Origin of the sequence: Phenylobacterium sp. (assembly GCF_035569475.1) — a bacterium.
Lineage (GTDB): Bacteria > Pseudomonadota > Alphaproteobacteria > Caulobacterales > Caulobacteraceae > Phenylobacterium.
Genome location: NZ_DATMNA010000042.1, coordinates 13,700 through 25,715 on the forward strand (window position 1 = coordinate 13,700; position 12,016 = coordinate 25,715).

The window sequence follows — 12,016 nt, forward strand, 5'->3', positions numbered from 1 at the left end:
ACCTCAAGCGGCTAGTCGGGGCGCCATTCCAGGAGCCGCCCATGCCCGAGTCTCCCGCCAACTTGATCGACGGCAAGATCTACGCCGAGCGCCTGCGCGCCGACGTGGCGGCCCAGGTGGCGGAGCTGAAGACCAGCCACGGCCTCCAGCCCGGCCTGGCGGTGGTGCTGGTCGGCGCCGACCCGGCCAGCGAGATCTACGTCCGGTCCAAGGGCGAGCACTCGCTCGCCGTGGGCATGCATTCCGTCACCCATCGCCTGCCCGCCGACACCAGCCTGCACGAGCTCCTGCGCCTGGTGGGCGAGCTGAACGTCGATCCGCTGATCCACGGCATCCTGGTCCAACTGCCGCTGCCCAAGGGGCTCGACGAAAAGGCCGTGCTGGCGGCGATCAACCCGGACAAGGACGTCGACGGCCTGCACGTGGTCAACGCGGGGCGCCTGGCCAGCGGCCAGCCGGCCCTGACCCCCTGCACGCCGCTGGGCTGCATGATCCTGCTGCGTGAGACCGTGGGCGACCTCGCGGGCAAGCGCGCCGTGGTGGTGGGCCGGTCCGTGCTCGTGGGCCGCCCGATCGCCCAGCTCCTGCTGCAGGCCGACTGCACGGTGACCATCGCCCACTCCCGCACCGTCGACCTGCCGGCGGTCTGCCGCGAGGCGGACATCCTGGTGGCCGCGGTGGGCCGTCCGCGGATGATCACCGCCGACTGGATCAAGCCGGGCGCCGCGGTGATCGACGTCGGCATCAACCGCGTGCCCTTCGACGATCCGGAAAAGGCCGCCGCCGGGCGCACCAAGGTGGTCGGCGACGTGGACTTCAAGTCCGCCAGCCGCGTGGCCGGCTGGATCACCCCGGTGCCGGGCGGCGTGGGCCTGATGACCGTGGCCGTCCTGCTCCAGAACACCGTCACCGCCGCCAAGCGGCAGGCGGGGATCGAAGCTTAGACCGCCTTGGTCCCGGTCCAGGCGACCAGCTTGCTGATGACCTCCGTCGCCGCCTTGTCGTAGGCCGCGACGATCGCGCCCACGCGGTTGTCCGACGCCGGCACGCGCGCCTCGAAATCGCTCTCGCCGACGCTGGACTGGTCGGCCTTGGTCAGGGCCGCATGGATGTACACCACCACGGTGGGCGCTCCGTTCAGCCCGGAGTCGTAGCGGGCCTCGAAGCTGCGGACGTCGATCCGCAGCGCATAGGCCGCGTGGCCCTGCTGGCCGCGGGCGATCAGGCGCACGGGGCTGGCGTCGAAGGCGTTGGCGACCGCCTGGTCGAACAGCACCTGGGCCGGGGCCACCCAGCGCGCCTCGGCGACATAGGCCGCCTTGCCGCCGCTGACGGTCAGAAGGCGGTCGTCGGCCGCCTCCTCCTGGAAGTCGCCGTTGGTGCGGAAGACCGAGACGTTCCCCGCCTGCGCCGCCGACGCGGCGGCGGGCGGGGGCCCGAAGCGGTACATCTGGGCGACCTTTGTCTTGGGCAGCAGCGAGATGCAGCCGCTGAGGGCCAGGGCGCAGGCGCCGATGGCGGCGAGCGCGAGGATGCGGCGGGTCATGGCTTCACCTTCACTTCTTCGGACGGTCCCTTGCCCAGGGCGCCCGCCGGGCTGCGTTGGATCTCGTTGACCAGCCGCTGCAGCGATTCCGCGGCCTTCTGCAGCTCGACGATGGCGCTGGTGATCTGCGGCAGGCCGCTGTTGGCGAAGTCGGCGGTCGGGCCCTGCAGCTTGTCGACCATGCCGCGCAGGTCATGGGCCGTCTGCTTGGCCTCGTCGGCGGCGTCGGCGATATTCTTCAGGCTGCGCTTGGCGTCGCCGTCCACGAGCCCCTGGGTGGAGACCAGGATGCCGTCGGCGTGCTGGGTGGCTGTATCCAGGTCCTGGATCAGCTTCTGGGCGTCGGCGACGATCTCCTTGCGCTCGCGGACCTCGGCGGTCACCGCCTGCGCGTCTGAGAGCGCCGCGCCGAAGGTCTTGATATTCTGGTCGGACAGCACGCGGTTCACCCGGTCCAGCGCCTCGATGGTCCGCGTCAGCACCGTGCCGCCGCCCTCCAGCAGGTCGGAGAGCGCGCTGCGCTGGCTCTTCAGGATCGGGATGCAGGTGCTCAGGCCGTTGCTCTGGCACTTCGCGCGCTCCACCACCTTGAGCAGCGGCTTGGACGGCGTGCCGGCGGTGATCTGGACGTAATTCACGCCGGTGATGCCCTGCGGCTCCAGGGTGGCGTAGCTGTCGACGCGGATCGGTACGTCGGACGTCACCCGCGCCCGGGCGATCACGCGAGCGGGGTTGGTGCGGTCGAGCGCGATCTTGGTGACCTCGCCCACCTTGATGCCGTTGAAGTGGACTTCGCCGCCCTGGTTCAGGCCGCGCACCGGCCCGTCGAAGACGATGTCGTAGAGGTCGTACTCCTGCGAGAACGACACCCTCGCGAGCCAGACGACGAAGATCACCAGTCCTACGAAGAGGATCAGCGAGGAGAGGCCCACCAGGGCGTAGTTGGCGTTCTTTTCCATCAGGCTTCCGTCTTCACCTTAGCCGCGGCGCGGCCGCGGGGCCCCAGGAAATACTCTTTGATCCAGGGGTGGTTGTTGTGTTCGAGCTCTCGCACCGGCGCGGTGGCGACCACCTTCTTGTCGGCGATCACCGCCACGCGGTCGGTGATCTCGTAGAGGGTGTCGAGGTCGTGGGTGATCATGAACACCGTCAGGTCCAGGCTGTCGGACAGGTCCTTGATCAGTTCGTCGAAGGCCGCCGCGCTGATCGGGTCGAGGCCGGCGGTGGGCTCGTCCAGGAACAGCAGCTCCGGGTCCAGGGCGAGCGCGCGGGCCAGGCCGGCGCGCTTGCGCATCCCGCCGGACAGCTCCGCAGGCTTCAGGTCGCCGGCGTTGGCCGGCAGGCCGACCAGGGCGGTCTTCAGGTCGCTGAGGTCGTAGATTTCCTTCCGGGGCAGGTTGGTGTGCTCGAACATCGGCGCGGCGACGTTTTCGCGCACCGTGAGGTTCGAGAAGAGCGCGCCCTGCTGGAACAGCACGCCCCAGCGCCGCTCGATCGCCGTCCACCGCCGCCGCGAGGCGTGCTCGATGTCCTGGCCGAAGACCCGCACGATTCCCGCCTGCGGCCGGCGCAGGCCGATGATGGTGTTGAGCAGCACCGACTTGCCGGCGCCGGAGCCGCCGACCACGCCCAGCACCTCGCCGCGTCGGCAGATCAGGTCGAGCCCGTCGTGGACCAGGTTGTCGCCGAAGGCCGAGACCAGTCCGTGCACCTCCACCGCCGGGCCCTCGGTGTCGAGCAGCTCGTCGTCGGTGAGGTCGGCCTCGTCGACCGCGGGGGGAGGCGAGGCGTCGCTCATATGTTCAGCTTCATGAAGAGGAGCGCGAAGGCGGCGTCGATCATGATGATCGCGAAGATGGCGTGCACCACCGCCGCCGTCACCCGCCGGCCCAGGCTCTCGACGTCGCCGCCGACTTCCAGGCCCTGGCGGCAGCCGATGCCGGCGATCACCGCGGCCATCACCGGCGCCTTGGACATGCCGACCCAGAAATGGACGGCGCCCACGTTGTCGACGATCCGCTGAAGGAAGAAGGCCGGCCCCAGGTCCAGCGCGGTCCAGACCACCACCATGCCGCCGAACAGGCCGGCGAGCGTCGCCACGAAGGTCAGCAGCGGGATGATCGCCAGCAGCGCCACGAAGCGCGGCAGGACCAGGGCCTCGAACGGATCGACGCCCATCACCTGCATGGCGTCGATCTCCTGGTTCATCTTCATCGAGCCGAGCTCGGCGGCGAAGCTGGAGGCTGACCGGCCGGCCAGCAGCACCGCGGTGATGATGATGTTGAACTCGCGCAGCACCGCGATGCCGATCAGCTCGACGGCGAACACCTCCGCGCCGAACTGGCGCAGCATGTTGGCCCCCAGCAGCCCCACCACCGCGCCGATGAAGAAGGACGTCACGGCGACGATCGGGATGGCGTCGAGGCCCGCCCGCTCGGCCAGGGAGAAGATCGCCGCCCAGCGGATCCGCTTGGGATTGGTGAACAGGAAGACGATGGCGCGCGCCACCACCACCAGCAGGTGGCCGAGGAAGGCCAGGGTGTCGATCCACTCGTAGGCGACGTTCGAGACGCCCTTGCCGATCCGCACGGTCATCTCGTGGAAACCCCGAGGGGGCTGGACCGCCACCGGCTCCACGCTCACCGCCGCGCCCACCAGCTCCAGCAGCCGCGCGCTCTCCGGCCGGGCCTGGACGGCCTTCAGGTCGAAGTCGCGGCCGATCGCGCGGATCAGGGCGTAGGCTCCGGCCGTGTCGAGCCGGCGGACCTTGCGGATGTCGACGCCCACCGCGTGGTCCGACGGGATCGCCTGGGCCAGCCGCGCCGGGGCGTCGCCCAGGCTGTTGGCCGTCCAGTCCCCGGTCAGCGCAACTGTGGGATGGTCGCCGCCGCGCCTGACAGTGAATTCGGCCGAGGTGTCCACAGTCTTTGCGGGGCTCCGAGGTCAGGGCGACGACTTTCGAGTCGCGCTCCCTAAGGAGATATGACCCTAACAGAGGCGGCGCATCGCCCGAACGTCTTACGGCGCCGGTTGTTCCCGCATCGGGCCTTCTTGGGCCGTCCGAACTGGAGAAGGCCTCTATGGTCAAGCTGAGCCCCTTTTTGGCCAAGCCTGCGTCGAACAATGGCGCGTGGTCGCTCGGCCGGGCCGAAGACCGCGTCGTCCAGGGGTGGAGAGTTGCGTTGAGCCGTCAGTTCGAACTCGCCGGAAAGTCCGGCGCCCGTTACCGCTATACCGCCTTCGAAGAAGACCGCTTCCTGCCGCCGGCGGGGGCCAATTTCGTGATCGCCAAGCTGACCAAGGAAGGCCCTACCGTGGTCTACGCCGGCGAGACCGACAACCTGGCCAACCAGACCTGGCGCTCCGCCCTGGAAAAGGCCCGCGCGGCCTATGGCGAGGCCGCGATCCTCACCCGCCTAAACGTCACCCGCGCCGTGCGCGAAGCCGAACGCAGCGACCTGATCGAACAGCACCAGCCGCCGATGAACGGCTAGGGTCAAAACCCCGCTCATCCCGGCGAAGGCCGGGACCCAGATCATGAAGCTGGGTGGCGGATTGGACGAGCTCTGAGCTGATGGAGCCCAAGTCTGAGTCACGCCATCTGGACCCCGCCTTCGCCGGGGCGAGCGGTGGAGAGTGGGGCTCTCGGTCCCTTCAGAACTGTCCGAACCTGATCTCCTGACCGTTCGCCGGCAGTTCGATGGTCATGCCGTCCTTCGAGATCCGCCAGTCGAGCGGCCCGCCCGCGTCCATGCCCTTGGTGAAGGCCTCGGGGGTGAACATCGGCAGGCCCGCCTGGGTGATGTGATAGAGGACGAGCCGCTTGACGCCGGCCATGCGGGCGATATCCGCCGCCTCCACCGGGGTGGTGTGATAGCTGAGCGTGTCGGCCATGATCGAGCTCATCCGCGGGTTGCCCATCATCGCCAGGCCCTGCGACATCTGCCGGGTCATGTCGGCGTTCTGCGCCTCGTGGATCAGGACGTCGGCGCCCTTGGCGGCGGCGGCCAGTGGCGGCCACTTGATGGTGTCGCCGCTGACCACGACCGAGCGGCCCTTGTAGTCGAAGCGGTAGCCGTAGGCCGGCGTCACCGGATTGTGGTGCACGACGATGGCGGTGACGGTCAGGCCGTCCTGGCTCCAGACCACCGCGGTCCCGCCGGCCGGGACCGGAACCACCTGCGCCTTCAGCAGCCCCGCGGCGATCGGCAGCTTGACGCTCCCGTGTTCATGGTGGGCGTTGCGGAAGCCGTGGTCGGGGCCATAGGCTTCGTTGAAGCCGGCGGCGACCTTTTCGGTCCCCGGCGGCCCCACCAGGGCCAGCGGCGCCGGGCGGCCGGCCACCCAGCTTTGCAGGTTGAACTCGCCGACCTCGCCGATGTGGTCGGAGTGCAGGTGGGTCAGGAACACCGCCCGCGCCGCGGCCATGGGCATCCGCCAGGTCAGCATGTTCTCCGTCGACTCCGGCCCGACGTCGACCATGTAGAGCGCGTCGCCCGCCTGGATCGCCACGCAGGCCTTGGCGCGGTCCTTGACCGGCAGCGGCCCCGAGGTGCCGCAGAAGGTCACCTTCAGCCCGTCATAGCCGGCGGCCGCAGCCGGGGGCTGGGCCGCCGCCGGCGCCGCCCAGAGCGCCAGGACCGCGGCCGCCGCCGCACCGATCGCGCGCCAATCCATTCGCCATCCCCACTTGCTGTCGGAAAACTTATGGCACACCTTGTGTCACAATAAAATGGATCACGACGGGGTTCGACGAATGACGCTCAGCTACGACCTCTACTGGTCCTTCCGCTCGCCCTATTCCTACCTGGTGACGCCCCGGCTGGCGGCGCTGGAGCGGGACTACGACGTCGCCTGCAACGTGCGGCCGGTCTATCCCCTGGCGGTGCGCACGCCGGAGTTCTTCGAGCAGCAGGACCCCCTGTGGGTCCGCTACTTCATGGTCGACGTGTTCCGCGAGGCGGCCTTCCTCGGCCTGCCGTTCCGCTGGCCCCGGCCCGATCCCGTGCAGCGCTCGCCGGAGGCGGGCTACCGGATGAAGCAGCCCCACATCCACCGCCTGACCCACCTGGGCGTGGCGGCGGCGCAGCGCGGCCGAGGCCTGGCCTTCCTCGACGAGGTCAGCCGCGTCATCTGGGGCGGCGGCGTCGACAACTGGCACGAAGGCGACCACCTCGCTCAGGCGGCGAGCCGCGCGGGTCTCGACTTCGCCGAGATGGCCGCCGCGGTCGAGGCCGACCCCGAGCCCTTCGCCGCGGCGGTGGAAGAAAACCAGACCGCCCAGCGCGCCGCCGGCCATTGGGGCGTGCCCATGATGACCTTCGGCGGCGAACCGTTCTTCGGCCAGGACCGCTTCGACCAGCTCAAGTGGCGGATGGAGCAGCAGGGGCTACAGCGCCGCTAAAGCGCACCTTCGGCGATCGGCCGGCGGCTTCGAGGCGGATGGGGCCAGACGCCCGGGGGTGTCGCCCACCGGGCCTCAGTTCAGGCGGCGCTTCTTCATCATGGCCATGCGGTCGGCCGATCGGACTTCCAGGTCGAATACGTCGGTTTCCCGCTGCACCCGCAAGGGGATGGTCGCGCCCGCCGGGCCGCAGGCCCATACGCGGCTGTAGAAGTCGGCGAGGTCGGCGACGGCGCTGCCGCCGACCGCGAGGATGGAGTCCCCGGCGCGCAGTTCGGCGCGCGCCGCCGGCCCGCCGGGGCTGACGCCGGAAATCAGCACATGGCGCCCGACATCCTGGGCGAAGAGCCCAAGCCAGGGCCGCGGCGGATGCGCCGGCCGGCCGCTGGCCAGGTCGTCGAGGATGGGCGGCAGCAGTTCCGAAGGCACGAACAGGTTGTTGGACGCGACCGCGCCGTCGGCGGTCCGGTGCTGCATGGTGAGCGAGCCGACGCCCATCAGCTCGCCGGCCGCGCCGATCAGCGCCGCGCCGCTCCAGTGGGGGTGCGGCGGCTCGGTGATGATCGCGTCCTCGAGCAGGTATTCCCAATAGCCGGCGAAGCGCTGGCGCGTGAGGACGTGGCCCGCGGCGGCGTGGGCGCGGCCGCCGCCGCCGGCCAGGATCACCGAACTGCCGGCCTTCAGCCGACGGGAATCGCCCAGCGGCAGGCCGGGCAGCCGCAGGGGTTCGAGCGCGTGGAGCAGGCCGAAGCCGGTCACGGGATCGGAGCCCAGGACGTGGGCGGGGACTTCGCGCCCGTCGTTGGCGGTCAGGGTGACGCGGTCGGCCTCCATCAGCAGGTAGCCGATGGTCAGCACCAGGCCCTCGGTTCCGAGCACGATGCCGTTGCCCAACCGATCCGTGCCCAGTGAGGCGGCCGTGAAGGCGTCGGCCGGAACCCGGGCTTCCAGCACCACCACCGCATCCAGCGCGCCGTCGAGGTCGAAGTCGTAGCGGGCGGCCCGAGGGCGCAGCCGCGGTTCGACCTCATAGCCGTCGAAGGGGGACGTCACCTAGGGGAACTCCTGTGAGGGGTTCCAATTTGGCGCCCCGTGTCCGGAGCGCAAGACCCGCGAGGCACGCGATTTCCAGAAAGCGATGGTGGATGCGACAGGGACTGAACCTGTGACCCCCTCGGTGTGAACGAGGCGCTCTCCCGCTAAAGCGCGCCTTTGGCGATCAGCCGAGCCAACTCGTCATTCACGCGGGTCTGCCACCCCTTGCCGCTGGCGCGCAGCCGTTGGACGATCGCGGAGTCCAACCGGATGGTCACAGGCTCTTTCGGCGCGACCGTCTTGGGCCGGCCGGGCTTGCGGGCCATTTCCATGAAGGCCTCGCCCATGACCTCGGCGGCAGGACGCGCGCGGGCGAACATCTCCTCCGTCCATTCTGGGTTTTCGTCGTCAATCAGTTCGGGGTCGGGCTTGGGCATATTTCTTGACCTCTCTCGCATTGGCCTTGCGGAAGCTGATCACGCGAACGCCAGTGGCCGTTGGCGTGAAGACCACCGCATGGAGGCGGCCGCCGATCAGTCCATGAGCCAGGAACCGAGGTTCCGGGTAGGCGTGGCGCGTGTCGGCGACCACCAGGGCTGTGGTCCAATCGAACTCGGTCACCCCTGAAAAAGGAAGGCCTCGGCGCGCCGAATTCGCCTCGCTCTTGTCGGGGTCGAACTCGATCTCCACGGCATAAATGTATGTACGGAATTTATCGCGCGCAAGGGCTTGTACGTACAAATAAGATGGGGTGCGATGAGGCGGCAAGTTGTGACATCGGAGGCTCCAGATTTGAGGAGCCTTTCGAATAACGTCACGACCGAAGCTGCTGTCGCCCAATTCGCCGGGTCGAGACGGAATCTGCGATGCGGGCGCGCCGCTCGCCAAGGCGGCGATGGTGGATGCGACAGGGATTGAACCTGTGACCCCCTCGGTGTGAACGAGGTGCTCTCCCGCTGAGCTACGCATCCGCTCGCGCGAAGGCTTGGCGCGCTTCGCGAAGGAGGGGGCGTATAGCCCGAGGGCTTACGGCTCGCAAGCGCCGAGCAGGCGCACGCAGGCGTTCGGCAGCTCGTCGAAGTGGTCGATGAGGATGTCGGGGGCCAGGTCGCGGGCCGGCGTCTCGGTGTAGCCGAAGCTGACCAGGATCAGCGGCACCTTCGCCGCGCGCGCCGCGCCGGCGTCGGTGCCGGCGTCGCCCACCAGGACCGCGCGCGCCGGGTCGCCGCCGACCTCGGCGATGGCGGTGAGCAGGTGGCGCGCGTCGGGCTTGATGGCCGGGGCCCGGTCGGAGCCGATCACCGCGTCGAACAGCCGGCTCATGTCGAGCGCGTCGAGCAAGGCGGCGGAAAGGCGGGTCAGCTTGTTGGTGCAGACCACCAGCTTGGCGTCCTTCGCCCTCAGCGCCTCCAGGGCGGCGATGCAGCCGGGGAAGGGCCGGCTCTCATCGGCGATATGGGCCTCGTAGCGGACCAGGAAGCGGTCGAGCAGAGGCTGGACCTGCCCGGGCTCCAGGGGCGCGTCGGCGGCCTGGAACCCCCGCTCGATCAGCCAGCGCGCGCCGCGGCCGATAAACGGCCGCGCGGCATCCAGCGACAGGGCCGCCAGGCCCTCGGTCGCCAGCAGCCAGTTGAGCGTGCCGACCAGGTCGTGGACGGTGTCGACCAGGGTGCCGTCCAGGTCGAAGGCGATGACGGCGCCCGAAAGCGCCGCCGTTTTTGACTGGCCCCCCGCCCGATCAGCCCCCATTGAGGATGGCGGTCGCCCGGTCGAGCTCGCCAGCGTAGGCGACGAGCGCCTGGCTGGTGAGGCCGACGTACTTCTGGGCGTCGTCGAACCGCCGCTCCTCGATGGCCTCGCGCACCCCCGGCAAGGTCTTGGCGCCATAGCCGGTGAAGCGGCCGGGCGCGTAGACCATGTTCATGTACCAGGGTCGGCCCGGCAGGCCTTCCGGGCGCAGCATGGTCTGGTCCAGCGGGCGGATCACCGCGTCCAGCCTGGCGCGCTGGGCCTTGTTCAGCCCCTCGCCCTTGGCCGACAGCGCCGCGTCGAAGGCCGCCGCGCTGGCCTTCAGCTTGCCGACCGCGCCGTCCAGGGCCGCGAAGTCCGTCGTCGGCGAGGCGGCGAACGGCGCCGGATTGGCGTGCGGCTTGGTCGGGTCGGCGGCCAGCTGATAGGCGTTGGCGCCGAGCAGGCGGGCCTGGGTGCGGGCGGTGTCGCGGGTGGTGTCGGCGAGCTTCTTCACCTCGTCGAGGTAGGTCGCCACCGTGTCGGCGAAGTCGCCGTAGCGCTGCACCGGCAGGTCGGTGTCCGCCAGGCGCATGACCGCGCGGCCCACCGTCTTGGCCAGGGTGGCGTCATAGGCGAAGCCCGGGTCCACGAAGGTCGAGTGGTGCTGATAGTCGTCGTAGAGCGAGTGATAGACCCCGCCGCTTTCGCCCTCGCCGCCGTAGCCGAAGTCGATCGACGGCACGCCCAGGTGTTGCAGGAAGGCCGAATAGTCGGAGCCGGAGCCCAGGGCGCCGAGCGGGATATCCTTGCTGGGATCGTTGGCCGCGGCCTTCATCTGCGGCGACTGGCCTTCGCCACGGCCCCCGCCGCCGCCTTCGGACAGGCCCACCGCCAGCCGGGCCCGGGCGCGGTCGCGCACCGAGACGCCGGTCTCCGGGTCCTTCACGTCGGCGCTCACCTGGTTGACGAAGTGCTGGAAGGCGTGGCTGCCCTCGGCGCGGAAGAAGCCGCGGCCGTTGCCGTCGGTGTTGATATAGACGACGCCCTTGGCCTTCAGCTCGTCGCCGTGGGTCTCGGCCCATTCGGTGGAGCCCAGCAGGCCGGGCTCTTCACCGTCCCAGCTCGTGTAGACGATGGTCCGCTTGGGCTTCCAACCGGTCTTCATCAGGGCGCCGAAGGCCTTGGCCTCGGCTAGCAGCGCGATCTGGCCGCTCAGGGGGTCGGACGCGCCCATCACCCAGCCGTCGTGGTGGTTGCCGCGCACGATCCAGTCGTTGGGGGCCTCCGAGCCCTTCAGCGTGCCGACCACGTCGTAGAGCGTCTTCTGCGACCAGTCGGACTGGACCGCCAGGTGGGCCTTGCCGGAGCCTTCGCCGCCGCCGACGTGGTAGGTGATCGGGAGCGAGCCGCGGAAATTGGCCGGCGCCACCGGGCCGTTCAGCGAGGCCAGCAGCACCTGGGCGTCGCCGTAGGAGATCGGCAGGCAGGGGATCTTCAGGATGACCGGCGCGTCCTTGCGGTCGATCCGCTTGGCGTCCTTGGTGGCGCCGACCCCCGGCGTCAGCGGATCGCCCGGATAGATCGGCATGTCGGCCACCGAGCCGCGCTGGAAGCCATGGGCCGGGCGCGCCGCGCCCTTCGGATAGACGTCGTCGGTGGCGTAGCCGTCGTCCTTGGGATCGGAATAGATCAGCGCCCCGGCCGCCCCGTGCATCTGGGCGAGCAGGGGCTTCAGGCCGCGCCAGCCGCCGCCGTAGCGGGTGATGACGATCTTGCCCTTCACCGAGACGCCCATGCGCTCCAGCGCCAGGTAGTCCTCGGGCATGCCGTAGTTGGCGTAGACCAGCGGGGCGGTGACGTCGCCGTCGCCCTGGAAGGCGACATAGGCCGGCAGGGCGTCCTTGGTGTAGGTCGGCTGGTCGCCGGGGACCGGCGGCTCCTGCAGGGTCGCCTTGAACGGCGCGCCGGGCCCGCCCACCAGCTCCAGGGCCTCGCTGATCGGAGTCGGATAGAGCACGCTGAAGGTCTCGATCTTGGCGTCCCAGCCCCACGACTTGAGCTGGGCGGCGATCCATTCGGCGTTGGTCTTGTCGTGGACCGATCCCACGTGGTTGGGTTCGGCGGCCAGCAGTTTCAGCCAGGTCCCCATCTCGGCCGGGTCGATCTGGGCGTCGAACCTGGCCTCCAGCGCCTTCGAGTCCATCGGAGGGGGCGCGGCCCAGGCGGTGGTGACGGCGCCGATGGCGCAGGCGGACAGAAGGGTGGCGAGACCGACGCGACGTTTCATGAACTACTCCCCG

The 12,016-nt window shown here is 69.8% G+C and carries 13 protein-coding genes and 1 tRNA gene; 3 read left to right on the forward strand and 11 right to left on the reverse strand.

Going from position 1 to position 12,016, the window contains the following annotated elements:
- The first annotated feature begins 41 nt into the window (after positions 1-41).
- A complete protein-coding gene (gene folD, locus VNW53_RS06665; RefSeq protein WP_325554430.1) occupies positions 42-944 on the forward strand; it encodes a bifunctional methylenetetrahydrofolate dehydrogenase/methenyltetrahydrofolate cyclohydrolase FolD in 903 nt (300 codons plus the stop codon).
- Here the strand turns inward: folD and VNW53_RS06670 are convergent.
- From VNW53_RS06670 to VNW53_RS06685, 4 genes are read right to left on the reverse strand one after another with little or no spacing between them, the layout of a single operon-like run.
- On the reverse strand, positions 941-1,546 hold the full coding sequence (locus VNW53_RS06670; RefSeq protein WP_325554432.1) for an ABC-type transport auxiliary lipoprotein family protein: 606 nt from the start codon (positions 1,544-1,546) through the stop codon (positions 941-943). The genes folD and VNW53_RS06670 overlap by 4 nt on opposite strands.
- Positions 1,543-2,505 carry an MlaD family protein gene (locus tag VNW53_RS06675; protein ID WP_325554434.1) on the reverse strand — a complete coding sequence of 321 codons (963 nt, stop codon included), beginning with the start codon at positions 2,503-2,505 and terminating at the stop codon, positions 1,543-1,545. Before VNW53_RS06675 ends, VNW53_RS06670 begins: the two co-directional genes overlap by 4 nt.
- Entirely contained in the window at positions 2,505-3,344 is an 840-nt protein-coding gene (locus VNW53_RS06680) for an ABC transporter ATP-binding protein (RefSeq protein ID WP_325554436.1), read from the reverse strand. The genes VNW53_RS06675 and VNW53_RS06680 overlap by 1 nt, the downstream gene beginning before the upstream one ends.
- Positions 3,341-4,468 (reverse strand): ABC transporter permease, encoded by a 1,128-nt coding sequence (locus VNW53_RS06685; RefSeq protein WP_325554438.1) that lies wholly within the window; start codon positions 4,466-4,468, stop codon positions 3,341-3,343. The genes VNW53_RS06680 and VNW53_RS06685 overlap by 4 nt, the downstream gene beginning before the upstream one ends.
- 260 nt (positions 4,469-4,728) lie before the next feature.
- Between VNW53_RS06685 and VNW53_RS06690 the strand changes: the two genes are divergently transcribed.
- Positions 4,729-5,040, forward strand: coding sequence for a hypothetical protein (locus tag VNW53_RS06690; RefSeq protein ID WP_325554439.1), 312 nt, complete (start codon positions 4,729-4,731; stop codon positions 5,038-5,040).
- Between the two features lie 160 nt (positions 5,041-5,200).
- Here VNW53_RS06690 and VNW53_RS06695 read toward each other — a convergent pair whose 3' ends face one another.
- Positions 5,201-6,223, reverse strand: a complete 1,023-nt coding sequence (locus VNW53_RS06695; RefSeq protein WP_325554441.1) for an MBL fold metallo-hydrolase — start codon at positions 6,221-6,223, stop codon at positions 5,201-5,203.
- A gap of 79 nt (positions 6,224-6,302) precedes the next feature.
- Between VNW53_RS06695 and VNW53_RS06700 the strand changes: the two genes are divergently transcribed.
- On the forward strand, positions 6,303-6,950 hold the full coding sequence (locus VNW53_RS06700) for a 2-hydroxychromene-2-carboxylate isomerase (protein ID WP_325554443.1): 648 nt from the start codon (positions 6,303-6,305) through the stop codon (positions 6,948-6,950).
- A gap of 75 nt (positions 6,951-7,025) precedes the next feature.
- On the opposite strand, the gene VNW53_RS06705 is transcribed toward VNW53_RS06700, so the two are convergent.
- The 6 genes from VNW53_RS06705 to VNW53_RS06730 form a co-directional block, all read right to left on the reverse strand.
- Complete coding sequence (locus tag VNW53_RS06705; protein ID WP_325554445.1) at positions 7,026-8,003, reverse strand: S1C family serine protease; 978 nt, start codon at positions 8,001-8,003, stop codon at positions 7,026-7,028.
- Between the two features lie 146 nt (positions 8,004-8,149).
- Complete coding sequence (locus tag VNW53_RS06710; RefSeq protein WP_325554447.1) at positions 8,150-8,422, reverse strand: BrnA antitoxin family protein; 273 nt, start codon at positions 8,420-8,422, stop codon at positions 8,150-8,152.
- On the reverse strand, positions 8,394-8,675 hold the full coding sequence (locus VNW53_RS06715; RefSeq protein ID WP_325554448.1) for a BrnT family toxin: 282 nt from the start codon (positions 8,673-8,675) through the stop codon (positions 8,394-8,396). The genes VNW53_RS06710 and VNW53_RS06715 overlap by 29 nt, the downstream gene beginning before the upstream one ends.
- A 206-nt stretch (positions 8,676-8,881) precedes the next feature.
- Positions 8,882-8,956, reverse strand: a tRNA-Val gene (locus tag VNW53_RS06720).
- Positions 8,957-9,011: 55 nt separating this feature from the next.
- Positions 9,012-9,734, reverse strand: coding sequence for an HAD hydrolase-like protein (locus tag VNW53_RS06725; protein WP_325554450.1), 723 nt, complete (start codon positions 9,732-9,734; stop codon positions 9,012-9,014).
- Positions 9,724-12,003, reverse strand: a complete 2,280-nt coding sequence (locus VNW53_RS06730; RefSeq protein ID WP_325554451.1) for a transferrin receptor-like dimerization domain-containing protein — start codon at positions 12,001-12,003, stop codon at positions 9,724-9,726. The genes VNW53_RS06725 and VNW53_RS06730 overlap by 11 nt, the downstream gene beginning before the upstream one ends.
- Positions 12,004-12,016 lie beyond the last annotated feature (13 nt).